23 protein-coding genes are annotated in these 26,454 nt (G+C 59.5%); 11 read left to right on the top strand and 12 right to left on the bottom strand.

All coding sequences use genetic code 11. The features are described from left to right. Positions 1-18: 18 nt before the first annotated feature. Complete coding sequence (locus GKKCFE_RS09240) at positions 19-360, bottom strand: FKBP-type peptidyl-prolyl cis-trans isomerase (protein ID WP_076385304.1); 342 nt, start codon at positions 358-360, stop codon at positions 19-21. 146 nt (positions 361-506) lie between these two features. Between GKKCFE_RS09240 and GKKCFE_RS09235 the strand changes: the two genes are divergently transcribed. Together GKKCFE_RS09235 and GKKCFE_RS09230 are read left to right on the top strand one after the other, a co-directional pair. Continuing rightward, positions 507-1,568: a M4 family metallopeptidase gene (locus GKKCFE_RS09235; protein ID WP_047227613.1), complete on the top strand. Its 1,062-nt coding sequence runs from the start codon at positions 507-509 to the stop codon at positions 1,566-1,568. Beyond that, positions 1,568-1,900 (top strand): protealysin inhibitor emfourin, encoded by a 333-nt coding sequence (locus tag GKKCFE_RS09230; protein WP_139050564.1) that lies wholly within the window; start codon positions 1,568-1,570, stop codon positions 1,898-1,900. Before GKKCFE_RS09235 ends, GKKCFE_RS09230 begins: the two co-directional genes overlap by 1 nt. Here GKKCFE_RS09230 and GKKCFE_RS09225 read toward each other — a convergent pair. Further along, the gene (locus tag GKKCFE_RS09225; protein ID WP_047227615.1) at positions 1,897-2,205 is read right to left on the bottom strand and encodes an RcnB family protein; all 309 of its coding nucleotides are present in this window, start codon (positions 2,203-2,205) and stop codon (positions 1,897-1,899) included. The two genes, GKKCFE_RS09230 and GKKCFE_RS09225, sit on opposite strands and share 4 nt — an antisense overlap. A 162-nt stretch (positions 2,206-2,367) precedes the next feature. On the opposite strand from GKKCFE_RS09225, the gene GKKCFE_RS09220 reads away from it, so the two are divergent. Next, positions 2,368-2,991, top strand: a complete 624-nt coding sequence (locus GKKCFE_RS09220) for a DJ-1/PfpI family protein (protein WP_139050565.1) — start codon at positions 2,368-2,370, stop codon at positions 2,989-2,991. Between the two features lie 146 nt (positions 2,992-3,137). Then, positions 3,138-4,241 carry a DNA alkylation repair protein gene (locus GKKCFE_RS09215; RefSeq protein ID WP_445577766.1) on the top strand — a complete coding sequence of 368 codons (1,104 nt, stop codon included), beginning with the start codon at positions 3,138-3,140 and terminating at the stop codon, positions 4,239-4,241. A gap of 8 nt (positions 4,242-4,249) precedes the next feature. Here the strand turns inward: GKKCFE_RS09215 and GKKCFE_RS09210 are convergent, their stop codons facing one another. Next, entirely contained in the window at positions 4,250-6,328 is a 2,079-nt protein-coding gene (locus GKKCFE_RS09210) for a putative bifunctional diguanylate cyclase/phosphodiesterase (protein ID WP_139050567.1), read from the bottom strand. A gap of 187 nt (positions 6,329-6,515) precedes the next feature. Here GKKCFE_RS09210 and pncA point away from each other — a divergent pair, with 187 nt between their 5' ends. Beyond that, positions 6,516-7,142 (top strand): bifunctional nicotinamidase/pyrazinamidase, encoded by a 627-nt coding sequence (gene pncA / locus GKKCFE_RS09205; protein ID WP_139050568.1) that lies wholly within the window; start codon positions 6,516-6,518, stop codon positions 7,140-7,142. A gap of 14 nt (positions 7,143-7,156) precedes the next feature. On the opposite strand, the gene GKKCFE_RS09200 is transcribed toward pncA, so the two are convergent. Then, the gene (locus tag GKKCFE_RS09200) at positions 7,157-8,455 is read right to left on the bottom strand and encodes an ATP-binding protein (RefSeq protein WP_139050569.1); all 1,299 of its coding nucleotides are present in this window, start codon (positions 8,453-8,455) and stop codon (positions 7,157-7,159) included. A gap of 4 nt (positions 8,456-8,459) precedes the next feature. Continuing rightward, entirely contained in the window at positions 8,460-9,161 is a 702-nt protein-coding gene (locus GKKCFE_RS09195) for a response regulator transcription factor (protein ID WP_047227621.1), read from the bottom strand. A 390-nt stretch (positions 9,162-9,551) separates the two neighbouring features. Between GKKCFE_RS09195 and GKKCFE_RS09190 the strand changes: the two genes are divergently transcribed. Continuing rightward, positions 9,552-10,013, top strand: coding sequence for a hypothetical protein (locus GKKCFE_RS09190; protein ID WP_139050571.1), 462 nt, complete (start codon positions 9,552-9,554; stop codon positions 10,011-10,013). Between the two features lie 85 nt (positions 10,014-10,098). On the opposite strand, the gene GKKCFE_RS09185 is transcribed toward GKKCFE_RS09190, so the two are convergent. The 5 genes from GKKCFE_RS09185 to GKKCFE_RS09165 form a co-directional block, all read right to left on the bottom strand. Continuing rightward, positions 10,099-12,357, bottom strand: coding sequence for an autotransporter outer membrane beta-barrel domain-containing protein (locus GKKCFE_RS09185; RefSeq protein ID WP_445577765.1), 2,259 nt, complete (start codon positions 12,355-12,357; stop codon positions 10,099-10,101). 329 nt (positions 12,358-12,686) lie between these two features. Beyond that, positions 12,687-14,705 carry a hypothetical protein gene (locus GKKCFE_RS09180; protein ID WP_445577764.1) on the bottom strand — a complete coding sequence of 673 codons (2,019 nt, stop codon included), beginning with the start codon at positions 14,703-14,705 and terminating at the stop codon, positions 12,687-12,689. Positions 14,706-14,824: 119 nt separating this feature from the next. Then, positions 14,825-15,640: a hypothetical protein gene (locus GKKCFE_RS09175; RefSeq protein ID WP_188252361.1), complete on the bottom strand. Its 816-nt coding sequence runs from the start codon at positions 15,638-15,640 to the stop codon at positions 14,825-14,827. Between the two features lie 208 nt (positions 15,641-15,848). Then, positions 15,849-17,036 (bottom strand): pyridoxal phosphate-dependent aminotransferase, encoded by a 1,188-nt coding sequence (locus GKKCFE_RS09170; RefSeq protein ID WP_188252362.1) that lies wholly within the window; start codon positions 17,034-17,036, stop codon positions 15,849-15,851. Between the two features lie 145 nt (positions 17,037-17,181). Continuing rightward, the gene (locus GKKCFE_RS09165; RefSeq protein ID WP_445577763.1) at positions 17,182-18,318 is read right to left on the bottom strand and encodes a glycerate kinase; all 1,137 of its coding nucleotides are present in this window, start codon (positions 18,316-18,318) and stop codon (positions 17,182-17,184) included. 343 nt (positions 18,319-18,661) lie between these two features. Between GKKCFE_RS09165 and GKKCFE_RS09160 the strand changes: the two genes are divergently transcribed. Next, positions 18,662-19,675: an aldo/keto reductase gene (locus GKKCFE_RS09160; protein WP_445577762.1), complete on the top strand. Its 1,014-nt coding sequence runs from the start codon at positions 18,662-18,664 to the stop codon at positions 19,673-19,675. A 182-nt stretch (positions 19,676-19,857) separates the two neighbouring features. Further along, on the top strand, positions 19,858-20,742 hold the full coding sequence (gene rarD / locus GKKCFE_RS09155; RefSeq protein WP_139050620.1) for an EamA family transporter RarD: 885 nt from the start codon (positions 19,858-19,860) through the stop codon (positions 20,740-20,742). Between the two features lie 173 nt (positions 20,743-20,915). Here the strand turns inward: rarD and hppD are convergent, their stop codons facing one another. After that, positions 20,916-21,992: a 4-hydroxyphenylpyruvate dioxygenase gene (gene hppD / locus GKKCFE_RS09150; protein WP_047227629.1), complete on the bottom strand. Its 1,077-nt coding sequence runs from the start codon at positions 21,990-21,992 to the stop codon at positions 20,916-20,918. A 249-nt stretch (positions 21,993-22,241) separates the two neighbouring features. Next, on the bottom strand, positions 22,242-23,186 hold the full coding sequence (locus tag GKKCFE_RS09145; protein ID WP_445577761.1) for a DMT family transporter: 945 nt from the start codon (positions 23,184-23,186) through the stop codon (positions 22,242-22,244). A 189-nt stretch (positions 23,187-23,375) separates the two neighbouring features. Here GKKCFE_RS09145 and GKKCFE_RS09140 point away from each other — a divergent pair, with 189 nt between their 5' ends. The 3 genes from GKKCFE_RS09140 to GKKCFE_RS09130 all read left to right on the top strand — a co-directional run bounded on the left by GKKCFE_RS09140 (position 23,376) and on the right by GKKCFE_RS09130 (position 26,433). Continuing rightward, complete coding sequence (locus tag GKKCFE_RS09140) at positions 23,376-24,242, top strand: LysR family transcriptional regulator (RefSeq protein WP_281459340.1); 867 nt, start codon at positions 23,376-23,378, stop codon at positions 24,240-24,242. Positions 24,243-24,300: 58 nt separating this feature from the next. After that, on the top strand, positions 24,301-25,881 hold the full coding sequence (locus GKKCFE_RS09135) for an EAL domain-containing protein (RefSeq protein WP_445577760.1): 1,581 nt from the start codon (positions 24,301-24,303) through the stop codon (positions 25,879-25,881). 186 nt (positions 25,882-26,067) lie between these two features. Next, a complete protein-coding gene (locus GKKCFE_RS09130; protein WP_188252367.1) occupies positions 26,068-26,433 on the top strand; it encodes a histone-like nucleoid-structuring protein, MvaT/MvaU family in 366 nt (121 codons plus the stop codon). Positions 26,434-26,454 lie beyond the last annotated feature (21 nt).

Below are 26,454 nucleotides of genomic sequence, written 5' to 3'. Positions count from 1 at the left end.
CAGATAGTAGCAACACTTTCAATCGTCGCGGGTCAGCACTTCCAGCAGCTCGATTTCGAAAATCAGATTGGCGCCCGGCTTGATGTGAGCGCCCATGGACCGTTCACCATAGGCCAGATTCGCCGGCACCCACAGCTTGCGTTTGCCGCCGACCTTCATGCCCATCAGGCCGACGTCCCAGCCCTTGATCACTCGACCGGTGCCAATCACGCATTGAAAAGGTTTGCCTCGACTGTAGGACGAATCGAATTCGGTGCCGTCTTCCAGCGTGCCACGGTATTGGGTGGTGATCAGCGCGCCTTTGACTACGCTTTTGCCGTCGCCCTGCTCCAGGTCGATGATGTGCAGTTCTTCGTTCATGGGCTACTCCCGTGTGGTTCAGGCGCGGGTTTTCGCAGAAATCCGCGTGTCTGGCAAACTTTTGTGTATTGGGTGCACAAGGGAACCGCAGCGGTCGCTTCGGTTCACATGGGTATCGACCCTGTATTTCAGATAAGGATGTTCTGATGATCGACTTTCGCCCGCTCCACGGCTTCATTCCTCCCTATATCCTCAACCGAATCATCGCCCACGGTTCCGAACATCAACGCTCCAGCGCCCTCGGCACCCTGACCCACGTACGCAATCTGCGGCACAACCCCGGTCCGCCGCACACCCCGCCCGCCGCCGCAGCGCTGCCCAGGCCCGGCAAGCCCGGCCAACCCCAGCGCAGCGTGCATGACGCACAAAACACCATGGAACTGCCCGGCCAGCCGGTACGCCTCGAAGGTCAGGCAGCCACTGGCGACCCGGCCGTGGACGAGGCCTACGATGCCCTCGGCGCCACCTACGATTTTTTCTGGAAAGTGCTGGGGCGCGACTCCATCGACAACAAAGGCTTCGCCCTGGTGGGTAGCGTGCATTACGGCCAGGACTACGAAAACGCCTTCTGGAACGGCGCGCAGATGGTGTTCGGCGACGGCGATGGGGAAATCTTCCAGCGTTTCACCCGCTCCCTCGACGTGGTGGCCCACGAGTTGGCCCATGGCGTGACCGAAAGCGAAGCCGGATTGATCTACGCCAACCAGTCTGGGGCGTTGAACGAGTCCATGTCCGATGTATTCGGGGTGCTGGTCAAGCAGTTCGTCCTCGAACAGACCGCCGACCAGGCCGACTGGCTGATCGGCGCCGACCTGCTCACTGACAAGATCAACGGTGACGGCCTGCGCAGCATGTCCAACCCCGGCACGGCCTACGATGACCCGCTGCTGGGCAAGGACCCGCAACCGGCGCACATGCGTGAATTCGTCATCACCCGCGAGGACAACGGCGGCGTGCACATCAATTCCGGCATTCCCAACCGCGCCTTCTATCTGGCGGCCACCACGCTGGGCGGATTTGCCTGGGAAAAGGCCGGCCGGATCTGGTATGAAACCTTGTGCGACAGAAGACTGGCCAACGACGCCTCCTTCAGCGACTTCGCCCGCTTGACCGTCGAGCACGCCCGCCAGCGCTTTGGCATCCGGGAAGTGCAGGCGGTGCAGAACGGCTGGGCTCAGGTTGGCGTCGATTTAACCGAGGAGCACTGATGAAACCCCTTCCAAACCTCGATGATCACGCCGTGGTGCGGCTGTCCCGCCAGGGCGGCGTGGCGGCGATGCCCGGCTTGACTCGCCCTCGGGAAATCGATTTCTCCCAGTGCGATCTCGACCAGCGCACGCGTATCTGTTCGGTACTGGAAGGGTGTCTGCCGCTGGACTCGGCGGCACCGGGGCGTGGCGACCAGCGTTTTTTCCGGATCGAGGTGCGCTATCGCGCCAACGACCAGGACGACGAAATGGTGCTGCAGGTGCCTGAAGACCAGGCACCCGGCGAGCTGGTTCGCCTGTGGGACAAAGGCGAAGTGAGCTCAAAGGACTAGCGTGTGGCGGGGGTGATTTTCAGAATGCGGCCGGAGGCAATTACTACCATCACGTATTTGTCATGGATCTGCACCCATTGCGCGCCTTCTTCGGGTGCTTCGAGCCCCTTCTCCTTCCAGTTTTTAATGGCCTTGTCCGAGCGCTGATATTCAGACGGCGTCCGGTCGGCCTCCACCAACCGGCGACCATTGTTGGGTGAATGTTCCACCGCATCTCCGGTGGCCTCGACCGCTTGCGCCACAGGGCCAAAGGCTCCGAGACCGGCGATCAGGACCAGGCTGGCGATCAGGGTAGGCTTGCGCATAAAAACTCCAGTGATTTCGAGAATACTGAAATCTCCGACTTCAACGGCGGCGAATCATTCCTTTTACTGTAGCGACGAATCCGTCGCCGACTGTACGGGGCGGTGATGCCGACAACCGGCGTAGGCTGGCAAAAAAGCCATTTATAAAAACCGGGGCTCGCCATGCACATCGCCATTCTGACCTTCGACGGCTTCAACGAACTGGACTCACTGATTGCCTACGGCATGCTCAGCCGTATTTCCCTGATCGGCGATAAGGATTGGCGCGTGAGCATCGCTTCACCTACCCCGCGCGTCACGTCCATGAATGGTTTGACCATCGACGCCCAGATCGACCTGGAGCAGGCCTGCAAGGCCGACGCCGTGTTGTTTGGCAGCGGCATGAAGACCCGGGAAGTGGCCGACAACCCGGCCATCATGAGCCGGCTGCGCCTGGACCCGACGCGCCAGTTGCTCGGTTCCCAATGCTCCGGCACATTCCTGCTGGCACGCCTGGGGCTGCTCGGCCAGGCACCGGCCTGCACCGACACCACCAGTAAACCATGGGTCGTGGCGGCGGGTGTCAACGTGGTCAACCAGGCGTTCCACGCCAATGGCAACATCGCTACCGCCGGTGGCTGTTTCTCCGCCCAGTACCTGTCGGCCTGGGTGCTGGCTCGGCTCAAGGGCCTGGAGACCGCGCGGGAAGTGCTGCATTACTTTGCCCCGGTGGGCGAGAAAGAGGCCTATGTGGAACGAGGGTTGGGGCATATCCGCCAGTATGTGAGTGAAGTGGCGCAAGTCTGAGGCGATGCCCCTGTGGCGAGGGAGCTTGCTCCCGCTGGACTGTTGCGCAGCCCGACGGGAGCAAGCTCCCTCGCCACGGGCCGGACTACACATTGGCAGCAACATCCCCTATAAAGTCCAACACACCTCACCGCACGGACCCCGCCATGAGCACCGCCACCACCTCATCCCCTGCCCTCAAGGAAATCTTCAACGCCACACGCCTTGAGCACATCGCCAGTGAAATGAGCGCGGTGTATCCGGCTTTCGATAGCCGGGCGTTCCTGGACATGGCCAATGACGGGCTGAGCGAGTTGTCGGTGATGCAACGCATGGCGCGAGTCAGTGAGTGCCTGCATGCGGTACTGCCCTTGGAGTACGAGGCGTCGCTGGATGTGCTGCGGGACCTGGCGCCCCGACTCAACAGCATGTTTGTCAGCATGTTCCTGCCCCACTACGTGGCGTCCTACGGCCGGCACAGCTTCGACCTGTCCCTGGATGCGCTCAAGTATTTCACCCGGTTCGGCTCTTCGGAGTTCGCCGTGCGGCATTTCCTGCGCGATGACCTGGCGCGCACCCTCAAGGCCATGCACGACTGGGCGCACGACCCCAACGAACACGTCCGTCGCCTGGCCAGCGAAGGCAGTCGACCGCGCTTGCCCTGGTCGTTCCACCTGGAGCCGATCCAGGCCAACCCCGACCTCGCCGCCGCGATCCTTGAGGCCCTCAAGGCCGACAACAGTCTGTATGTACGCAAGTCCGTGGCCAATCATCTCAACGACATCACCAAGCAGCACCCTGACTGGGTGCTGGACCGGATCGAAGGCTGGTCCCTGCAAGATCGCCATACCGCATGGATCGCCCGCCATGCTTTGCGCAGCCTGATCAAACAAGGCAATTCGCGGGCACTGGCGGTTATCGGCGTCGGCGGCAAGGCGCACATCCAGGTGCTGGACTTGCAGGTCACGCCGGCGGTGATTCGTCTCGGCGAACCGATTACCTTGTCGTTCAAGGTGCAATCAACCCTCGAGCAGAGCCAGCGCCTGGTGATCGACTATGCCATCGACTACGTGAAAGCCTCGGGCGGCACCTCGGCCAAAGTCTTCAAGCTCAAGACCTTCGACCTGCCTGCCCTAGCGTGCGTCAGCCTCAGCCGCTCCCAGCATATTCGCGAACTGACCACCCGCCGACACTACGCGGGCCGGCATGCGGTGCATCTGCTGGTCAATGGCGAACGGCTGGGGAGCACGGCGTTCGACATCGTTCCCTGAGCGGCCGCTCAGGCCAGCGCCAACCGTTGTGCCTTGCGAATGTCCTGCAGGAAGCGCTCGGCCGGCAGCGGGTGGCCCAGCAGGTAACCCTGCAGCGAATCGCAACCCAATTGAGTCAGGAAATCCTGCTGCACGTCGGTCTCCACCCCTTCGGCAACAATCCGCAGCCCCAGGGCCTGGCCGAGGGCGACGATGGCCGAGACAATCGCCGCATCATCACTGTCGTGCTCCAGGTCGCGGACGAAACCGCGATCGATCTTCAGCTCGTTGGCCGGCAAACGCTTGAGGTACATCAGGCTTGAATAACCGGTGCCAAAGTCGTCGATGGACAAATCCACGCCCATGTCCGAGAGCTGCTGCAGCACGGTCATGCTTGCATCGGCATCGCTCATCGCCGTGGTTTCGGTGATTTCCAGGGTCAGGCTGTTGGCCGGCAGATGATGAATTTCCAGCGCCGTGGCGACGCTCTGCACCAGGCCCACGTGGCAGAACTGCAAGGCCGACAGGTTCACCGCGATGCGCCAGTCGGTGTAGCCAAGCACGTACCATTCGCGCATCTGGCGGCAGGCCTCGTTCAACACCCATTCCCCGATGGGAATGATCAGCCCGGTCTTTTCCGCAAGGTCGATGAAGGTATCGGGCATCAGCAGGCCCTGGGTTGGATGCGTCCAGCGCAACAAGGCTTCAGCCCCCACCGGACGGCCGTTGGCAGCGTCGAACTTGGGCTGGTAATGGAGGCTGAACTGGCGCTGCTCGACGGCGATGCGCAGGTCTTGCAGCAGTTGCAGTTGCTTGCGGGCGTTGCTGTTCATCGAGGCATCGAAAAAGCTGTAGCCGTTCTTGCCGGCGCCCTTGGCGTGGTACATCGCCGCATCGGCATTCATCAGCAACTCTTCGGCGCTCTGGCCGTTGCCTGGATAAAGCGCGATGCCGACACTGGCGGATATCTGTAGGTCATGATCGGCCACCCGGAATGTGCGACCGATCAGCCCGACCTGGCGGGCCGCCAGGCGCAACGCATCGTCAGGCTCGGCCAGTTGCACCAACAGCACGAACTCATCACCGCCGATCCGCGCCAGGGTGTCCTGGCTGCGCAAGTCTTCCCGCAGGCGCAGGGCCACGTCGCGCAGCAACAGGTCGCCCATGTGATGGCCGAAAGCATCGTTGACCGGTTTGAAGCCATCCAGGTCGATGAACATCAAGGCGAAACAGCCGCCCTGCTCATGCACCCGATGCATGGCCTGACCGATACGATCGGCCAGCAGCACGCGGTTGGGCAATTCGGTGAGGGGGTCGTGCAGGGCCAGTTGCGTCAGCTCACGGTTGGCCAGAGTCAGCGATTGGGCCAGCTCTGCGGTCCGGGCCTCCAGGCGCGCATCGAGAATCGACGTGAGCAAGGCGATGGCCAGTACCGCCAACGTGGTGATCAGCACCAGATTGTCCAGACCCTTGCCACTCAAGCCGTCCAGAGCACCGCAAAAGCTGCCGTCGCTGAAGCGCGCTGCGGCCATGCCGGTGTAATGCATGCCGACAATGGCCAGGCCCATCACGACAGCAGCGCCGGCGCGGGCCAGACGTACATGGGGGATGTTCTGGCGCAGGCGAAAGGCGATCCACAACGCGGCCGCCGAAGCGCCGACCGCAATCACCAGCGAAGCCCCGAACAACGAGGGGTCATAATCAATACCCGGCTGCATCCGCAGCGCCGCCATGCCGGTGTAATGCATGGCGCTGATGCCGGCGCCCATGATCAACGCGCCGAAAGCCAGTTGCCACGCCGGCAATTGCGGTTGACTGACCAACCACAGGGCAAAGCCGCAGGACAGGATGGCAGTCAGCAGGGACAAGGCGGTGATCGACACATCGTAGCCAAGCTCCACCGGCAAGGTGAACGCCAGCATGCCGATAAAATGCATGGACCAGACCCCGACGCCCATTGCCAGGGAACCGCCGGCCATCCACCAATGCGCCGCGCGCCCCTGGGTGGTCGCGATGCGGCCGGTCATGTCCAGCGCGGTGTAGGACGCCAGTACCGCAACAAACAGGGAAATTGAAACAAGGGCCGGAGAGTAACTGCCGATGAGCATGGTTTTTTCTCGTGACTGGAAAGCCGAACTGCTTCCATGCCCGGTTGAAAGGCGGCGATTGTACTCAATTGTGGTACGGCCGTACCGACCAAATATCAAAAAGCCATCAACCCTGGAATATTTGCGACGAAGGACATCTTGTTGCGTTCTACTAAGCTGTGGAGGCCATTTTTCAGGAGACCCATTCATGACTGCCCCAACCACCGCGTTAGTGGTAATAGACGTTCAGAACGACTTCATCCCCGGAGGCCAATTGGCCGTACCGGGGGGTGACGAAATCGTGCCATTGATCAACCGCCTGGGTGGTTCATTCAGGCAGGTCATCCTGGCCCAGGACTGGCATCCGGCCGGGCACGCTTCGTTTGCCTCCAGCCATCCGGACAAGCAACCGTTCGACCTCATTCAACTGCCCTATGGCGAACAGAAACTGTGGCCCGACCACTGCATACAAGGCACCCAAGGCGCCGCGCTGCACCCGGCCCTGGACCTGCCGCACGCGCAACTGATCATTCGTAAGGGTTGCAACCCGGACATCGACAGCTATTCGGCCTTCATGGAAGCCGACCGCCAGACACCCACCGGTTTGACGGGCTACCTCAAGGAGCGCGGCATCGACACGGTGTACATGGTGGGGCTGGCGCTGGATTTCTGCGTGATGTTCTCGGCGCTGGATGCCCGGGCGGCGGGGTTCAATGCGTTTGTGGTGCTCGACGCCTGTCGGGGCATTGATATCGACGGCTCGATGGAGGCGGCAATCCGGCGGATGCAGCAAGCGGGTGTGGCGCTGATTGAATCGAGCGCAATAAACGCCTGACCCCTCCCCCAGCCTCACCGCGTTGGCAACCACAAGCGCAATCGCGCCCCACCCAGCGGCGAAGCTTGCGCCGTCAGCGTACCGCCCTGGGCTTGCAGGGCGCGACGGCTGATGGCCAGGCCCAGGCCAAAACCACCCGTGGCGCGGTCGCGGCTGCGGTCCAAGCGATAGAACGGTTCGAACACACGCTCGCGCTCGCTGTCAGGAATACCGATACCGTCGTCGTCGACCCAGATCTCGCAACCCTGGACGCCGACCAGCACGCCGACCTGGATCCGCTTTTCGCAATAACGCATGGCGTTGCGTAACAGATTCTGCAACGCCCGGGCCGTCAGGCGCGGGTCCAGCACGAAACGCTCCAGCGTGCCGTGCAGCAGCACATCGATCACCACATCCGGCGCCGCCAGGTCCTCGTCAACACTGCCCAGGATACTGTCGATGAACTCGTCCAGCGCCACCTCCACGCGTTCGGGCAGAAGCTCGGGGTTCTGCAGACGGCTGTAAGACAGCAACTCCAGCACCAACTCATCCAGCTCGCGGATGTGCGCCACCAACCCTTGCAGCCGTTCGCGACTGGCCGGCGGCAGGTCATCGGACAGCGCCAGGGCCAGGCCGAAATCGAGGCGGGTCAATGGCGTGCGCAATTCATGGGACACCGCATTGAGCAGATCGCGCTGCTGGTTGAGCAAGCGCTCGATGTCGCCGGCCATTGTGTCGAACACGTGGGCCAGGCTGCCGATGTTCGAGCTGGAGCCAATCTGCGTACGTTCGCTCAAATGGCCTTTGCCGAAGCGTTCAGCCGTGCGTTTGAGCCGCTCCAGATCGCGCCAATGCGGCCGCAACCAAAGCAGCAGGCAAGCCAGCATCGTCGCACCGATCAACACGTTGATGCTCCAGTACAGCCAACTAACCTCGGTCGGGTCCGGGGGCACAATCATCTTGACCGCCGTGCGCTCATCCAGCGGCGCGGCCGCCAAGGTTCGCCAGGCCCATTCGCCCAGGCGCACCATGTTCTCGCCGCGCTTTAGACGCGCCTGCTCGTCGGTGCTGAAACCCTCATCCTCGATGGCCGCCAGTTCGATGCGCAGCGGCTCGAACTCCTTGTCCATCTGTGCCGCCAGTGCTGGCCACTGTTCGCTGGGCACGTTATGGAACTGCCTGACCATCAAGGTTTGCAGGCCACGGGAGTAATCGAGGTTGTAGTTCAGGAAGCGCTCATGAAACAGCCGGACCACCAACTCCGGCATCAGATAGATCGCGGCGCTGTAGGACACGATGGTGACCAGGTAAAGGCGAATCAGCAGCTTCCACATCGACTCAGCATTCCCACTCGGAACGGCTGAACAGATAACCCTTGCCCCACACGGTCTTGATCTTGCGGGCTTCGCCGGCGTTGTCGTCGAACTTGCGCCGCAGCTTGGAGATCGCCACGTCCACCGAGCGGTCGGTGCCGTTGAACTCGATGCCGCGCAGACGCTGCAGAATCTGGTCGCGGCTCAGCACCTCGCCGCAATGCCGGGCCAGTACCACCAGCAGGTTGTATTCGCCGCTGGACAGCTCCACCGCTTGCCCGCGCCAGGTCACGGTGCGTTCGGACAGGTCGATGCACAGGTTGCCCATGAGAATGCGATCGTTGACCGTTTGCGGCTCGGTAAGGCTGCTGCGGCGTAACAAGGTCCGAACACGTGCCAGCAGGACCCGGGGTTCACAGGGCTTGCTGACGTAGTCATCGGCGCCCATTTCCAGGCCCAACACCTGATCATGGCTGTCGTCCCGGGCGGTGAGCATCAGAATCGGCAGGGTCGCCGAATCGGCCCGCAACAAGCGGCAGACCTGCAAGCCGTCCAGCCCCGGCAGCATCAGATCGAGGATCACCAGGTCCGGCGGATCGACCCGCGCCCGTTCCCGCACATGATCGCCACGGCTGAGCACACTGACCCTGTAGCCGTTGCGTTCCAGGTAACTGGCGATCAGTTCGGAGAGGGCGGTGTCGTCTTCGACCAGGAGGATGTTGGGCATGGGTGTTTCCAGAAAAGTGCTGTGGCGCCTGGTTGGGCCTCATCGCGAGCAAGCTCGCTCCCACAAGGGTCTTCGGTACAACACAAAACCACTGTGGGAGCGAGCTTGCTCGCGATGGCGATGTCACAGGCGCAGAGAATCTCAAGCTGCCAAGGATATACGCCCTCACCCACCTACGAGCAAACCCCTTACACAATTTCACACAGCCGCTACAAAGCTTTACCGGTGCAGCCCGTCATCCCTGCACTTTCATAAGCCAGCGTCGCTGTAAACTGTCAAACCTGACAGTTTACAGCGAGCCGGTATCGCGCTCAGATGGCAGGACCCATAGTCAGATAATGCTCTGCACTGTCGGTACAGCCTTGCGATATTCCAATGGAGACCATGACCATGAGCACAGCACAAAAACTGTCAGTCAATACGGTTCGACAATCCCTCTTCAGCAATGAATTCGCAGCATCCATTGATCAACGTCCCCCGGTACCGTTCAGAGCATCCTTTTCCCGCGTGAGCTACCCCCAGTTGGGTGACTGCCTGACCATAACGGCGACGCTTCGAGATGCAGTCGACAACCACATCAAGACCATCAGGATCATTTTCATCGAGGATCCTGTCGATAACACTCCACAACGTGCCAAGGACGTGAGGGTCTTCTACGGTGATACCGCGGAGAGCCCGCCGTCAGAGTATTCAACATCTGAACCTTTGACGTCCCTGAATTTTGATTCGCAAAACCTTTCTATCAGCGGCACCATAGATGCACGTGTAGACGACGGATTGGTAAATCCGAAAGCCCATGACCTGATGATGAATTTCAGGCTGGTTGCAGAGCCTGGGTCCCGACGCACTTGAGCCCGATAAGCGCCGCAATAAAAAAGCTCCGGACTTTCGATCCGGAGCTTTTTTATTGGACGACCAAGCGCGAATCGGCGCATTGTCAGAAGTTGAAACTAAGACCCGCGCTGACGTTGTAATCCTGCTTGACGGTCTTGCTTTGGCTTGAGCCGGCCTCGGCGAAAACCTGAAGTCCGTGGGGCAATGCCCAATTGATTCCACCCGCCAGCTCCAGGCTGGTGGCGGAGCTATCGTTGTTGAACGAACTGTCGTTGACGCCCACCTGGTTGCGCTTGATAAGCTCCTGGCCAACGGCAACGCGCACCCGCGGCTGCAACTTGTGGCCGTTGCCCAGATCGATCTCGCTGCCCAGGTAAGCACCACCCTTGACGACCAGCGACCGGGTCAGCTCGCTATCGACTTCAAGGCCATTGTCCAGCTTGTAATGTTCACCGGATACCACCGCAGCGGCGACCTGAGCAAAAGGTCCCCAGAAGAACCCGCTGCCCAATTGGTCTTGCAGACCCACCTCCAGCGAACCGCTCAAACCGTAGGTGTCATAAGACCCCTTGGTTTTCACGCCATCACTCATGCGCACGTCCAGGCTGTTGTCGAATCGATTGATCTTGGTGACCGCGTCAACATAGAAGCCCGATTGAGGATCGAATTTCGTCAAGTAGGCCCCGACGGAATAGCTGTCCACCGAACCCGAACTGCCATGCTTGAGATCCAGGTTCGAGCGGCTGTACCCCACCATGCCGCCGACCAGCCAATCGCTGTCGCCCAGCGCTGCATCGGCACCGATCACCAGCCCCTGCTGGGTCTGGCTGTAGCCACCGGCGTAGGCATTCTGCACGCTGTAGCGATTATTGTAGGTACGGGTCCAGAGGCCGGGCTTGGCACCGGTCAACCGGCGGTCCCCCATACGCGAATTCAGCAACGTGCTTTCCGCATAAATAATGGTGGGCGCGGTATTGGCGATCGCCAGCACCGAACGAGTACTGGTGCTCGGCCCGTCGTCAGGGCGCAGATACCAGCCATTGCCTTCCTGGACCAGTTGGTAAGTCAGGGCGCCGACATCGACAGCCCCATTGTTCAGCGCCAACTGTCCGTTACCTGCACCGAATTCAGCAATGTGTATCAAATCACCGGCCGCCCTGTTCCCAGTGGCACTGACTGACACGACATGCTCACCCGACGCGCTTTCGGCATTGAGAAAATCCGTTTCACCGGTGACAAAATCGGTGTACATGTTGAAAGAACCGTTACCTGAGAGCTCGCGGACATTCAGCGTGTAGAACGTTGGCCCCGGCGCAAAATCCACCCGGCCACCGTCCAGCGACAGATTGTTCACGTTATTGCTGCCGGTCAGGGTCCAGGTCGCTTGCCCCCTGATCGCAAGGTCGGCTGTACCCTCCACGCCGCCGGTAAATTGGGAGCTGTTATCGAGCACCACATCAGTGGTGTGCCCGGCATCGCCTTTGATGGTGCCGATGAAGGCACTCTGATTATCGAGACTGACTCGCGCTACGTTTTGCAGATCACCGGTCAGCGAGGCCTGGTTGTTCAGTGAAGCGTTCACATTGCTGCCGGCCTCGACCACCACATTGCCCTGCAACAGGCTATTGTCGACGCTGAAGTCGACGTTCGTACCGTCCGTCACTTCCAGGATCGTGCCGTTGCCACCGATAAGCGTCGAACCGTTCGATACTTCAACCACGAACGCTCCCAACGGGATGGCACCCACATTCGCCAAAATCGCCGAGCCCGTCTTGCCTTCGACGCTGGAGTTGTTCAGCACCAGTTTGCTGATCTGTTCGTCGGTACCGTCCAACTCGAACGTCACGCCATTCAGCCCGCCGATGATTTTGGACTGGTTATTGAGCGCCACCTGCCCTCCTGCGATCCGTACACCGAAGCTGGAACTGTCGGTGCCTTCAATGGTGCTGTTATTCAAGTTCAGGGTGCTATAGGAGGTGGCCACCGCGCCCCCCAAAACGCCACTCACGGTGCTGTTCAACAAAGCCACGTTGGAGCCGGTCGACGTGTCGATATCGCGCACCGCCGCAAGCCCGTAATCGAGCCCGGATATCGTGCTGCCGCTGACGTTGGCGTCACTGTTGGTCAGCGAAACCGTAATGGCCCCGCTTGCCCCCGTCACCGTGGCACCGGTCAGGTTCAAGGTCGCCCCATCCGTTGCACTGATCTGCTGGGTCGTACCAGTGTTGACGTTCAAGGTGCCGGCCTGGACGTCGATGTCCAACGTATCGGCGCCATTGACGTTGAGGGTGGCATCCGCGGCGATGCGCCAGCTCTCCACGGTCGGCGAGGGCGAGATGGTTTCCGTCTCCCCGGGGTTCAAGTCTCGCCCCTGTGCATAAGGGATGACAAAAGCGAGCGCCAGGACCGATGGATATCTCCATCTGCCACAATGAACTTTCGATAGAGAAAACTGAGCTGATTGCATATGAACTACTCTAAAAACGATATTTGGAACTGGTTGGCTCGCTGATCTTTACCCGATCACATTCGAGAAGAGGCGCCAGACTACTGAGGAAGCCCAAAATTCAATGTAGGATTATTCTGAAAACAGCTCAGACAATTCCGTTGCAAAAGTAAGATAAGTCGCATCCCTTCACAGCAATTCAACAGAGCACTGCTGCGAAGGGAGACATCAAGCTAGATCTCTACTCAAGTCTGTTCGCAATATTCATTATATGAATTGACAAGATTGACCACTATCTCAAACTTGTCAGAGGGATAATCAACTCCATTAATCTTCACCTCGTACCAAATCCTCCAATAACCAAGATAGGGGCCTGTTCCTCCCGAAGTAGGAGGAGGCTCAGGAATATCGCGGATATAGGGATCATACGGTTGGATGGTCATGGTAAACCCGGCCGTTGGCTCTGGGTCGACAATCGTGTGAGGTGTAGTCGAAGTAAAAGCGGTGCCTGGTGCTACCTGAGTGTAACCCGCATCCCTGTATCCTTGCGCACGCAGGGTAACTTCCCGTCCCACTTGAAGGTGCACAGGGTTTCCCTCGATGTTGACTACCGCGCTCCACGTGGTCTGGTCCAGGTCATCGCACAGTAGCACGCCTGGGTTGTCCGTGGTTATTGAAGGAGGATCCAAGTCAACGACCATTGCATTGTTGGTCACCGTTTGGATGAGTGACGGATTTTCATTGACTCCGCCGATGTCCGAAACGAAATATTGAAGGTTATGAGGACCGATTCCGGCGTCGTTGATAACGTTCCAAGGCAGAATAATCGTTGCCTCTGTATCGTTATCATTCAGGAAAGCAACATCATCCAGTTCCACACCTGCGTACTCAGCCCTAATCATCTGCCCCTGTTTTACGGGCTTATTAGCATCTGCCCACAAGTCAATGGTGATTGTCTGGTTGTCACCATAATCTGCAATCTCAATGATGTTATCCACTGCCGTGCTTGTAACATTAGGTGCATCCAGTTCATCATTGGGTTGACCCGGATCAGTGGGGTCAGTCGGACCGGCGACATAGAGATTCGAAGAAATATCTACAGATGAGACAGACAGAGTCTCTGTCCCGCGCAACAAAGTAGCTTCAACGCTGACTGGAACGTTGCCTTCGGTTGTAAGCCCGCCCGAATAGTAATCATCGAAAACAGTAGCAAAAGGCACAGGGAAAACCAGTTTGGTAAGGCTACCGAAAGCCTTAGTATCTACCGGTGTATTATTCCACGTAAGTTTAATCTCATCTGTATCGTCTATGTGCTCAACCCTTTCCACCTCGACTGTAACGCCACCGGGCTCTGCACAATCTTTCAAATCGATAAGATGATCGGTCTGAGCCAAAGGAACAATGGGATCTTCGAGCACCGGCGCTGGTGCAAAAACAATTTTCAAGGGTTGAGCGTCTGATAAATTACTCTTGTTCCCGACAGCATCAACATGCTGATAAAAAAGAAAGTTGGTGCCAGGTGGCAGACTACGCAAAGTCGCCCCTGGCACTTGAAATACACCAGTTTGCGGTAACGTATAAGGGGGAGGATTAACAGGCTCATCCCCATTAGCTTCCGAAAAAAGCTTGCTGATATATAAGTAACATATATCCCCCGTTTCCCAACCCTGAGTGCCAACCGTAACTTCCATGACACCGCTGGGGAGGTTGCCGACGTAGGTGTCATCGATGATGTAGGACGATGGAATAGCAGGATTGGCACGGGCCATCGGCGGCCGACTCTTTGGTCCGTCAGGGTCCGCTTGGTAGTGGGCCCGTCGGTCAATTACAATTTCTTTCGGATCTGAAGTCCAGGTATTCCCCAAGGGATACCTCACCCGGTATCGAACCCACCATTCAGAAGGCGTGCCGGCCGGATTGTAATCAGTCAAATTTTCTGTCGGAATACCCGCTATATATTCTGGAGGACGTGCACCGATATCAGTGCCGGCGTCAAACTCATCTACCGTCACCCAAGACGTAGAGATTTCCGTTTGTGCGATTTGAACGGTGACACGATCATCGGGGTGTTGGTTTTCCCAGAGCTTAAGCGTAACCGGCAATTTCTGGCCAGGCAGCAGTTTATCAACATACACGCGCCTGTCGGTGTCACTGACAATAACGCCAGGAAACTCTGGAGGAAGTCCCGCCAGAGGTCCTGATGCTGCACGAGCACTGCGCACACGTTGCCGGTCGATTTCCGCTATTTCCTGTTTCACGTTCATCTCATGCTCTCCACAATAATATCCAGATCCAAATTCACACTATCGAAATCCCCCTACCGCAAAGACTGTTTTAACGGGTAAAAAAGCAGTTGATTATTGATCTGAGTGACGAGTGTTCATCAGGGCCCACAAGGTCCAGTCTCGCCGGGCAGATACCGATCGACTTTCACCCGCTTCAACTCGGATTCGCCGATAAACACCCCAGCACTACGGATCTTGTACTGAGCCATCCCACAGCCATAGATCAGGGGTTCAAGATGATTGACCCAAGGAATGGGTGGCAATACAAACCCGTCCGGATTCTCTGCTTCCGCCTTGGTGAGTTCATGGGTAAAGACACCTTCAGTGCCGTCAATATAACTCTCGGGCGTGGGATTCAACGTGCGGTAGGCGCGCCAGGTGAGTACACATTCATCCCCTTCCAGGAACCCCTGATACGGAATTCTTATAAAGACCCCATCCCAAATGGGAGGGGTTGTGCCGCAGTTCAAATACCCATTTGTTGTATACAAAAAATCGACATCTTCCAATCTAGGCAGGGGAATGACACTGTGATCGATAAATAACTCTGTATCTAACGAGGTAAACCAATTGCCGATAGGCTGTATCGGTCTAGCTCGGTAAGAGAGATAAGCCACACCGTCTCCGGCCCATAAATGGACGGGTAATGGAATCACGAACTCAGTTTCCATGATCGGACCTGGCTTATTTTGATCATAGACAGTGGTCGTCGTACCGTCTCGCCGCCAATAAACCACCAACCTATCAACTTTGCCGATTTGATCGGCATAAATAGGCCATAATGGAACCCGAGCCTGCCCGCCATTCATTAGAATCGAGGCCGGAACTTGTCCACTGGGAGGGACATCATCTACCGGCGGCCCCTCGGGCGCCAGGGTGTCTGGCCCTGCCTCCCCATTACCGGATGTCGACATGACGTCCTCCTACTTAATTGGCTCTTGTAGCGGGCGTGCCGTGTTGAATTAAGTAGATACTCGTTATCCGACCTTGCCTACTGTCAGAACTTACAGGTCAATCGACCGTTTATCGGGTTTTAGTGTTTGAATGAAACAAGACAAGGCGCCCCATACAGACGGAGTGGTATCAGTCTTTATCTGCACCCGCGCAACGATAAGCCCGTAGTCAGGTATGGCGGACGCACATTAACTGCGCGGCACACAAGGCCATCCGCTGACAGGCCTGCGTCAGTTTCTGCTGATCAACCACCAACCCGATGCGTATGTGCCCCGCGGCACTGGGCCCGAACGCCTCGCCCGCCAGCACCGACACGCCATGGCCGTCGAGCAGGCGCTCGGCGAATGCCTGGGCGCCCAGGCCGGTGCCACGCACATCGACCATCACGAACATGCCGCCATCGGGCCGCACGGGTTTCAGGCCCGGACAGCCCTCAAGCGCGGCGCACACCAGATCCCGACGCTGGCGATACTCCTGGTGCATCTGCGCCACTTCTGGCAAGTCCCGCTCCAGCGCCACCTGGGCCGCCCGCTGGACGAAATCCGGCAGGCCGAACAACATGCACAACGACAGGTTGGCCAGATGTTCAGCCAGAGGTTCGGGACCGATCACCCAGCCGATGCGCCAACCGGTCATGGCGTGGGATTTGGACAGGCTGTTGATCGTCGCGGTGCGCTCGGCCATGCCCGGCAGGCTGGCCGGGCTGATGTGTTCGCCTTCGTACAGCAGGTCGCTGTAGACCTCATCGCTGATCAGCCACAGATCATGTTCGATGCACAACTGCGCCAATGCTTGCCAGGTGGACAGCGGCAGGCTGGCGCCGGATGGGTTGTTCGGGCTGTTGAGTAGCATCGCCCGGGTACGGGGAGTGATCAGCCGGGCGACGTCGGCCGGGTCAACCCGAAAAGCGTTTTCCGGGCGCACCGCCACCGGCAGCACTTTCGCTCCGCAGGCACCAAATACGGCTTCGTAGGTGACATACATCGGTTCGGCGATGATCACTTCATCACCGGGGTTGAGCAGACATTGCGCAACCGCATAGACCCCACACTGCGCCCCCGGCAACACGGTGACATGCTCGGCGCCTACCGGCTGGCCACAACGTTGGCGATGGCGCCGGGCAATGCTGGCACGCAGGGTGTGCAAGCCGCGCACGTCCGAATAATGCGTGTCTCCGGCGCGCAGGCTGGTCACAGCGGCGTCGATGATGGCGCGAGGGGTGTCGAAATCCGGGTCGCCCACCGATAACAGCAATACATCCATGCCCTGCTCGCGCATGGCCAACGCTCGGTCGTGGATCTGCCACGCGGCGGCGCCGTCGCCGGTGATGCGGCGGGTCAAATCTGAAAAGCGCATGTACCACTCCTGTTTTGCGCGAAGTCCAGCCTCAACCCTATCTCAAATTCAACGCCGTGGGAGCAAAGCTTGCTCGCGATATGGGCGACTCGATTCCTGGGAGACCGCAGCGCCTGTATCGCGGGCAAGCCTTGCTCCCACAGGTCTATCGGGCGGCCACTCGCCAAAGCCGGGCGATGTCCCGGGCTCGTTCAGTCAGCAGGCGTGGCGCGTCGCCACAGGCCTCTTGCAGGGTCATCGGCCCGCTGACCAGGGCAAAGGCTGCTTCGATGCCGTGCTCATACAGCGCCTGATAACCCTCCCCCAGCGTGCCGGCGATGACCACCACGGGTACGCCATGCTGGCGGGCGATGCGCGCCACGCCAAAGGGGGTCTTGCCGCGCAAGGTCTGGGCGTCGAAACGGCCCTCGCCGGTGATCACCAGGTCAGCGTCGTTGATCGCATCGGCCAACCCGGTCAACTGGGCGACGACGTCCACGCCGGTGCGAAAGTGCGCGCCCAGAAACGCCTTGGCGGCGAACCCCAGCCCTCCGGCGGCGCCGCTGCCCGGTTCGTCGCGTACCTCCTTGTTCAACGCCTGGGCACAGTGTCCAGCGAAATGCCCCAACGCCTGATCCAGTTGCTGTACCTGCTCAGGGGATGCCCCTTTCTGCGGGCCGAAAATCGCTGAAGCGCCGTGAGGTCCGCACAACGGGTTATCGACATCGGCGGCAATCTCGAAATTTACCTGAGCCAGGCGCGGGTCCATCTTGCTCAAGTCGATGCGGGCCAGTTCGGCCAAAGCCAGGCCGCCCGGTGGAAGCGGTCGGTTGTGTTGATCCAGCAGCGCCACGCCCAGGGCCTGCATCGCGCCGGCACCGCCGTCGTTGGTGGCGCTGCCGCCGATGGCCAGGATCACGCGCCCGGCGCCTTCGTCCAGGGCGGCGCGAATCAGCTCGCCGGTGCCGTAGGTGCTGCTGGAACAGGCATCACGTTGCCCAGGAGGTACCAGCTGCAAGCCGCTGGCCTCGGCCATTTCAATGATCGCGGTGCGGCTGTCGGGCAACCAGCCCCAACGCGCTTCGACGCTGGCCCCCAACGGACCTTTCACCCAACTGCGCCGCCACTGCCCGTTGCAGGCCGCCAGCACCGACTCCACCGTGCCCTCCCCGCCGTCGGCCATCGGGCACTTGACCAACTGTGCATCCGGCCAGACCTGGGCCAGGCCTTGGGCGACAGCATCGGCAACGCCCTGGGCGCTCAGGCTGTCCTTGAACGAGTCGGGGGCGATGACTATTTTCATACTTATTCTCCGGTTCCAGTGCACGGCACGGCATGCCAGTTGAGCGCAGTTGTTCAAGTTCACGCAATCGGGTTGCCATCGACACGGTTGTCGAGGCTGATGGCATCATCGCGAGCAGGCTCGCTCCCACAGGGATCCGGGCTAGCTGAAACCTGTGGCCCAGGCAGATCAGTGTGGGAGCGAGCCTGCTCGCGATAGCGGTCAGCCTGTCAAATCTCTATCGCGTGCGTGGGTTGTTGTCGGGAGTGTAAGGGGTCGAGTGTGGCCTGCGATCTTTTCGTTTGCCACGCCCGGTTGTTCTGGGGTTTGATTGGGCCTTTCCCATCGATAAAAGGACCTTGTCATGAGCTACCGCACGCTAGGCCATTCCGGGTTGCAAGTCTCGACATTGACTCTGGGCACCATGATGTTCGGCGAACAGACCAGCACCGAGGATTCGCTGCGGATCATCGACAAGGCCTGGGACCAGGGCATCAATTTCATCGACACCGCAGACGTCTACACCAACGGTCGTTCCGAAGAGATCGTCGGCGAGGCGATTGCCAGTCACCGTCATGAATGGGTGCTGGCCACCAAGGTCGGCTTCGGCCCACCAGATGGTGTCCCCAACCGCAGCGGCCTGAGTCGCAAGCACATTTTCAATGGCATCGAGGCCAGCCTGACGCGCCTGGGCACCGATTACCTGGACATCTATTACCTGCACCGCGAAGACCACAACACCCCGCTTGAGGTCACGGTGTCGGCCATCGGTGACTTGATTCGTCAGGGCAAGATCCGCTACTGGGGCCTGTCGAACTACCGTGGCTGGCGTATCGCCGAGGTGATTCGAATCGCCGACCGCCTGGGCATCGACCGGCCGGTGATCAGCCAACCGCTGTACAACATCGTCAATCGCCAGGCCGAAACCGAGCAGATCACCGCCGCGCAGAACTATGGCCTCGGCGTGGTGCCTTTCAGCCCCCTCGCCCGCGGGGTGCTCAGTGGCAAGTACGCACCGGACGTGGCACCGGACGCCAACAGTCGCGCCGGTCGCCAGGACAAACGCATCCTGGAAACCGAATGGCGGGTCGAGTCCCTGCGCATCGCCCAACAGATCCAGCAATACACCCAGGAACGCGGCGTGGGCATTGTCGAGTTCGCCATTGCCTGGGTGCTGAACAACCGCGCTGTCACCTCGGCGATCGTCGGACCGCGCACCGAGGAACAATGGGATGGCTACACCAAGGCGCAGTCGGTGACGATCACGGCCGAAGATGAAGCCTTCATCGATTCGCTGGTGACACCGGGGCATGCCTCGACGCCAGGCTTCAATGACGTGGGCCACTTCGTATCGGGGCGGGTGGCGCGTACGTCATAACTTCGTCGACTCCGACGAACACTGTGGGAGCATGGCTTGCCCGCGATGGCCGTGCTGCGGTTCAAGGGCTGAACCGCGTTATCGTTCATCACGGGCAAGCCTTGCTCCCACAGGCCATGCACCACAGATAAATTTTCCAGTCACAAGTCCGGGTGTCGATGATCGCCCTCATGAGAACCACTGTGTCCAAAGGCATCGTTCTATCGGTCTCGGCCTCTGTGCTGTTCGCCGTCATGTATTACTACACCTCCCTGCTCTCGCCGCTGACCGGCGTGGAAATCTTCGGTTGGCGCATGCTGCTGACGATGCCCTGCATGACGGTGTTCATGCTGGTGGCAAAGGAGTGGAACCTGGTAACGGCGCTCGGTCGGCGCCTGATCGCCGCGCCGCGTCTGTTGCTCGGTGCCATGGCGTCTTCGGCGTTGATGGGCGCGCAGTTATGGCTGTTCATGTGGGCGCCCCTCAACGGCTACAGCCTGGACGTGTCGCTGGGGTATTTTTTGTTGCCGCTGTCGATGGTTCTGACCGGGCGCCTCGTCTATGGCGAGCGCCTGTCCTACCTGCAGAAAATCGCCGTGTTCTTCGCCACCCTCGGCGTGGTCAACGAGTTGTACCAGGTGGGTGGGTTTTCCTGGGCGACACTGCTGGTGGTGGTGGGTTATCCGATCTACTTCATCCTGCGCAAACGCCTGGGGACTGACAACCTGGGCGGGCTGTGGCTGGACATGACTCTGATGCTGCCGTTGGCGCTCTGGTTCGTACAAAGCGGGGAGCAGGGTTTCGCTGTTTTCGACCAGTACCCTTGGCTGTCGCTGCTGATCCCGTTGCTCGGGGTGATCAGTGCTTCGGCGCTGGTGGCCTACATCGTTGCCAGCCGGTTGCTGCCGTTCAGCCTGTTCGGGCTGTTGAGCTATGTCGAACCGGTGTTGCTGCTGGGCGTTGCCCTGCTGCTGGGAGAAAGCATCCAGGCCAGTGAATGGCTGACCTACATTCCCATCTGGCTGGCCGTGGCAGTGCTGGTGTTCGAAGGGTTCAAGCACCTGATGCGCCAGCGACGCCGGACCTGAACTTACACGGACCTTGTGGGAGCGAGCCTGCTCGCGATATCGGCGGCACATTCAACATTGATGTATCTGACAGGTCGCGATCGCGAGCAGGCTCGCTCCCACATTGAGATCTGCTGGCCAATAAAAAACCCGTACGGCAGTTACGCCGCACGGGTTGTCTGTTGCCTCAGCCGTCACTCAGTAGCCAACACACCACGCCGCACCTGGTCACGCTCGATGGACTCGAACAACGCCTTGAAGTTGCCTTCGCCGAAGCCATCGTCGCCCTTGCGCTGGATGAATTCGAAGAACACCGGCCCCATCAGGGTTTCCGAGAAAATCTGCAACAGCAGACGCTTGTCGCCCTGTTCGGAAGCGCCGTCCAGCAAAATGCCCCGCGCTTGCAGTTCATCCACCGGCTCGCCGTGGTTCGGCAGACGGCCTTCGAGCATTTCGTAGTAGGTGTCTGGCGGCGCGGTCATGAAGCGCATGCCGATGCTTTTGAGCTGGTCCCAGGTCTTGATCAGGTCGTCGGTCAGGAAGGCCACGTGCTGGATGCCTTCACCGTTGAACTGCATCAGAAACTCTTCGATCTGCCCGGCGCCCTTGGACGATTCCTCGTTCAGCGGGATGCGGATCATGCCATCCGGGGCGGTCATGGCCTTGGAGGTCAGGCCGGTGTATTCGCCCTTGATGTCGAAGTAACGGATCTCGCGGAAGTTGAACAGCTTCTCGTAGAAGCCGGCCCAATAGGCCATGCGCCCGCGATATACGTTGTGGGTCAGGTGGTCGATGATTTTCAGGCCCGCGCCCACCGGGTTGCGGTCAACGCCTTCGAGGAACACGAAGTCGATGTCGTAGATGGAGCTGCCTTCACCAAAACGGTCGATCAGGTACAGCGGCGCGCCGCCGATGCCTTTGATTGCCGGCAGGTTCAGCTCCATCGGACCGGTTTCGATGTGAATCGGCTGGGCGCCGAGTTCCAGGGCGCGCTTGTAGGCCTGTTGCGAATCCTTGACCCGGAATGCCATGCCGCACACCGACGGCCCATGTTCGGCGGCGAAGTACGAGGCCACGCTGTGGGGCTCGTTGTTGAGGATCAGGTTGATCGCGCCCTGGCGATACAGGTGCACGTCCTTGGAGCGGTGGCTGGCCACTTTGGTGAAGCCCATGATCTCGAAGATCGGCTCCAGGGTATTGGGTGTGGGGGATGCGAATTCGATGAATTCAAAGCCCATCAGGCCCATCGGGTTTTCGTATAGATCTGCCATGTTGGCGCCTCATCATGCTTATCAATTAACGGAGCGTTAGTTGCCGGCCATGCTGAGGGCACGCGGTGGCGCGCAGGAAATGCCGCGAACGGTGCGGGCGAGGAAATCGCCGTAGATCAGTTGAAACCCGAATATCTTCATTGTCGACCCAAGGCTCTTGCGGGCGAGGCTTCTGCTGCCAGAAGACGTTTATTCTTATATGCGTAACTCGATTCTACACAGCGTAACCATGTTTGTCCGCCTTCGGTATCAAATCGTCTTTTGCGGCGACCGCGCAAGGGGTTTGTTGCACAGGAAAATCCCCGTCAGGATCAGCCCCGCACCTACACCCATCAAGACGGTGAGCCGTTCGTCCAACAGCAGCGCCCCGAACAGCACAGCGGTCAACGGGTTGAGTGCGATGAACACGCCGGAACGGGTCGCGCCAATCCGACGGATGCCGTCGTACCAGGCAATATAGGCCAACGCCGACCCCAGCACGCCCAAGTACAGCAGGCTCAGCCATTGCCGAATGTCCAGCCCGCGCAATGCTTCAACGCGAACGTCGCCTGCGACCGCGCAAGCTAGCCACAACATCAAGGTGCCCAGGAGAATCGACCAGGTCACGGTTTGCAAAGGCCCGAGGCTTTCATTCAGTTTTTTGGAAAACAAGGAATAGACGCCCCAGCCCAGCACGCAGCCAAAAATCAGCAGATCGCCCAGCCAGCCCTGCCCTGCACTCTGTAGCAAGGACGGATCGCGACTGACGATCACCAGCCCCGCCCCGCCGATACACAGCACGATGCCCGCAACTTTCGCCCGGCTCAGCCGTTCCTTGAACAGCCACCAGGACGCCAGCCCTATCACCGCCGGATTCAAGGCCACGATCAACGAGGCCCGCGACGCATTGATGTACTGCAAGCCATAGAAGAAACACAGGTTGTAGAAAAAGATCCCGAAGAACCCCAGCGCCGCCAATTGCAGCCCTTGTTTCAGGCTGGGCCTGGCCAGCGGGATCCCGGCCAGGCCGAGAAACAGCAACAGCGCGAGACTGGCCAGCAGAAACCGCAGGCTGGCGGCGAGCAGCGGTGCCAGGGCATCGGAAAGGATCCTGCCGGCGACGAAGGTGCCGCCCCAGATCATGGTGACCATGGCCAGTTTCAGGTAGACCGGCAGGTCCGAAGGGGTTGGAACGGATTGTTCGAGGGTTTTCATGGTTTCACCACATTGAAATAAAACGACTACCCGTGGCGAGGGAGCTTGCTCCCGCTGGGCTGCGAAGCGGCCCTTTTCTATGAGCGCTTCGCACTCAAGCGGGAGCAAGCTCCCTCGCCACAGGAAAGTGCGCTTGAGATACTCTATTGTTCGCCTCATGCTTGATCATCGTAAAATGAGCATTCACTCATGACCCTCACCCAACTCGAGATCTTCTCCCAGGTCGCCGAGCTACGCGGTTTCACCGCCGCGGCGACGCGGTTGGGCATCAGCCAGTCAGCGGTGTCCCACGCCATCAAATCGCTGGAGCAGGAGTTGGGCGTGGAGCTGTTCAGACGTCATCAGACCCTCATCGAACCCAGCGACATTGGCCGGCAGTTGCTGCTGCGCGCCCGGGCCATGCTCGGGCTGGCCAACACCTTGCGCCAGGAAGCCGCCGATGCGCGGGGCATGCGCCGAGGCACCCTGCGCATCGGCTCGTTCGGTCCGACTTCGTCGATGAAGTTGTTGCCCGCCATCTTGCGACGTTACCGGGCTCTGCATCCGGGGATCGAAGTGCACATCGACGAAGGGCCGGACCGGCAAGTCATCCAGTGGCTGGATGAACGGCGGATCGACGTCGGTTTCGTGGTGCTGCCCGAAGACCGTTTCGACACGTTCGCGCTGATGCAAGACCAGATGGTCGCCGTGCTGCCCACCGCCCATCCCCTCGCTGCCCAAGCCAGCCTGAGTCTCAAGGACCTGTGCAACGACCCGTTCGTGCTCACCGAGGCCGGTTCTTCTGAACTGGTTTCGCGCCTGTTCAACGCAGCCCGGCTCACACCGAACGTGCGCTATCGTTGTTCGCAGCTGCTCAGTACCCTGGATGTCGTCAGCCGCGGCGAGGCCGTGACCCTGGTGTCCGAAGGTTCGCTGCCGGGCGGCGACAACCCACGGTTCGTCACGCGGCCATTGTCGCCGCAGGTTCCGCGTCAGATAGGCCTGGCGGTACTGGACAGCCGACAGGCCTCGCCTGCCACCCTGGCATTTATCGAGCTGGCGAGGCAGTCAGTCTGATCACCGGCAACCGAATACACTATCGAAGCTGTTCCTCAAGCCCTCACAGGTTATGCAGATGCCATTGACCGCCACTCGTTTGCGCAAGCGGCCCCGTCGCAACCTGATCACGCTGCTCTGCGGCGTGCTGCCGATACTGTCAGGGCTGGGCATTCTGTACCTGCAGGCCGAACGGACACTGGAGCAACAGAGCCGACAGACCAGCGAAGAGTTGATCGGGCAGATCGAACTGATGCTCGACAACACCGCCCTGGCGGCGCGCGAACTGCTGCCTTTGGCCGGCCAGCCCTGCGAAGCGGTGAAACTGGCCTTGCGCGAACAGGTGACGCGTCGCCCATTCGTCCGTTCGACCAACCTGGTGTGGGACAACATCCTCTATTGCAGTTCGCTGTTTGGCGCCTTCGAGGAAACGGTTGATCCGAACGCCTACCATCAGGGCACCTTGTGGCTCATGAACGGCAACCCGATCACCCCCGACACCGCGCTGCTGATCTACCGGCTCAATGAAGGGCGGCAAGGGGCATTGGCAACGCTGGACGGTTATCACCTGGCCAATGTCTTGCGTCTGATCGGCGGCGAAACCCGGTTGTTGCTGCAAGTCGGGCCAAACTGGCTGACCGCGGACGGGAAGGTCCGAGCAGCGCCCCTGCCCGCGCTGCCGGTCGCCCGCAGCAACCTGACCTCATCGCGCTATGCCTTCAATGTTGAGGCCGGCTTCGATGAGGGGGAAATCTGGCGCTACATGGCCCGTGAGTATCCGCCGCTGTTCAGCCTGCTGATCTTCTTCGGTGTCATCGCCGGAACGCTCGGCCATTGGCTGCAAAAACGCGCCTCATCCCCCAGCCATGAGCTGCAACGCGCGCTTGAGGCCGGGGAGTTCGTGCCGTATCTGCAACCGGTCGTGCAGGGCGACAGCAAACGTTGGGCCGGGGTCGAAGTGCTGATGCGCTGGAACCATCCCAAGGAAGGCCTGGTGCGGCCGGACCTGTTCATTCCCTTTGCTGAACACAGCGGCTTGATCGTGCCGATGACCCGGACATTGATGCAGCAAACGATGCGCTTGCTATCGCCCTTGGTCCCGCAACTGGAAAGTCCTTTTCACGTCGGCATCAACATCACCGCTCGCCACTGTCAGAGTCTGGAACTGGTACAAGATTGCCGCGAGTTCCTGGAGGCCTTCCCACCGGGGGTCATTACCTTGGTGCTGGAACTGACCGAGCGCGAGCTGATCGAACCGACACCCACCACTCACCAGCTGTTCCAGCACCTGCGTGAACTGGGGGTGAAGATCGCAATCGACGACTTCGGCACCGGTCATTCCAGCCTGGGCTACTTGCGCCAGTTCAACGTGGACTTCCTGAAAATCGACCAGAGCTTTGTTGCCATGATCGGCGTCGATGCCCTGTCGCGGCACATCCTTGACAGCATCATCGAACTGTCGGGCAAGCTGGACTTGGGTATCGTTGCCGAGGGGGTCGAAACCGTTGAACAAAGCAACTATCTGGCCGCTCACGGGGTGAACTTTTTGCAGGGTTATCTATTTGGTCGCCCGATGAGTGGCGCGGATTTCATTGCGGCGGTGTCCGTCATTGAAAGCCCTGGTGCTACGTCCCTCCACGGACAACCACAGTCGGACTGATAAAATTCGCATTCCTTGTTACATAACGAAAAAGTTACGATTTACACCCGTGGGTTTCACTACTACAATTTTTTTACCTGTGGCTAATAGCAGGAGCGTCATTATCACCGAGTCGCTTCAAGGCACTTGGCTTATAGCTTTGTTTGCGGTTGGTATCAGCCAAATATTCTGATTGGAGTAACGATATTGTCCAGACTCGCTGAATTTCGTAGAGCAGAACAGGACCTTCAAGAGCGGCTCAAGCAGCTGGAAAAGCTGAAGAATGATGCCGGGCTCAAGAAAGAAATCGAATTCGAAGAGAAGCTCCAGGGACTGATGAAAACCTACGGCAAGAGCCTGCGCGACGTCATCGCGATTCTCGACCCGAACCCGGCCAAGGGGGGCCTGCCATCGACCAAGCCTGTCAAAACCCGCCGTGCGCGAGTGGTCAAGGTGTACCAGAACCCGCACACAGGTGAACTGATCGAAACCAAAGGCGGCAACCATCGAGGCCTGAAAGCCTGGAAAGAACAGTACGGTGCAAAAACCGTTGACGCCTGGTTGCGCAGCTGAGAAAGCTGGCCGAATGAAAAA

This window comes from Pseudomonas sp. E141, assembly GCF_052659885.1.
This window is presented reverse-complemented; position numbering and strand designations above follow the sequence as displayed.

Coding starts and splice junctions, on each gene's coding strand:
- GKKCFE_RS09220 (WP_139050565.1), top strand. CDS start 2,368: ATGCACATCGCCATTCTGACCTTCGACGGCTTCAACGAACTGGACTCA.
- GKKCFE_RS09175 (WP_188252361.1), bottom strand. CDS start 15,640: ATGTCGACATCCGGTAATGGGGAGGCAGGGCCAGACACCCTGGCGCCC.
- GKKCFE_RS09230 (WP_139050564.1), top strand. CDS start 1,568: ATGAAACCCCTTCCAAACCTCGATGATCACGCCGTGGTGCGGCTGTCC.
- pncA (WP_139050568.1), top strand. CDS start 6,516: ATGACTGCCCCAACCACCGCGTTAGTGGTAATAGACGTTCAGAACGAC.
- GKKCFE_RS09195 (WP_047227621.1), bottom strand. CDS start 9,161: ATGCCCAACATCCTCCTGGTCGAAGACGACACCGCCCTCTCCGAACTG.
- GKKCFE_RS09180 (WP_445577764.1), bottom strand. CDS start 14,705: ATGAACGTGAAACAGGAAATAGCGGAAATCGACCGGCAACGTGTGCGC.
- GKKCFE_RS09240 (WP_076385304.1), bottom strand. CDS start 360: ATGAACGAAGAACTGCACATCATCGACCTGGAGCAGGGCGACGGCAAA.
- GKKCFE_RS09235 (WP_047227613.1), top strand. CDS start 507: ATGATCGACTTTCGCCCGCTCCACGGCTTCATTCCTCCCTATATCCTC.
- GKKCFE_RS09170 (WP_188252362.1), bottom strand. CDS start 17,036: ATGCGCTTTTCAGATTTGACCCGCCGCATCACCGGCGACGGCGCCGCC.
- GKKCFE_RS09200 (WP_139050569.1), bottom strand. CDS start 8,455: ATGTGGAAGCTGCTGATTCGCCTTTACCTGGTCACCATCGTGTCCTAC.
- GKKCFE_RS09225 (WP_047227615.1), bottom strand. CDS start 2,205: ATGCGCAAGCCTACCCTGATCGCCAGCCTGGTCCTGATCGCCGGTCTC.
- hppD (WP_047227629.1), bottom strand. CDS start 21,992: ATGGCAGATCTATACGAAAACCCGATGGGCCTGATGGGCTTTGAATTC.
- GKKCFE_RS09160 (WP_445577762.1), top strand. CDS start 18,662: ATGAGCTACCGCACGCTAGGCCATTCCGGGTTGCAAGTCTCGACATTG.
- GKKCFE_RS09140 (WP_281459340.1), top strand. CDS start 23,376: ATGACCCTCACCCAACTCGAGATCTTCTCCCAGGTCGCCGAGCTACGC.
- GKKCFE_RS09145 (WP_445577761.1), bottom strand. CDS start 23,186: ATGAAAACCCTCGAACAATCCGTTCCAACCCCTTCGGACCTGCCGGTC.
- GKKCFE_RS09165 (WP_445577763.1), bottom strand. CDS start 18,318: ATGAAAATAGTCATCGCCCCCGACTCGTTCAAGGACAGCCTGAGCGCC.
- GKKCFE_RS09210 (WP_139050567.1), bottom strand. CDS start 6,328: ATGCTCATCGGCAGTTACTCTCCGGCCCTTGTTTCAATTTCCCTGTTT.
- GKKCFE_RS09215 (WP_445577766.1), top strand. CDS start 3,138: ATGAGCACCGCCACCACCTCATCCCCTGCCCTCAAGGAAATCTTCAAC.
- GKKCFE_RS09190 (WP_139050571.1), top strand. CDS start 9,552: ATGAGCACAGCACAAAAACTGTCAGTCAATACGGTTCGACAATCCCTC.
- GKKCFE_RS09135 (WP_445577760.1), top strand. CDS start 24,301: ATGCCATTGACCGCCACTCGTTTGCGCAAGCGGCCCCGTCGCAACCTG.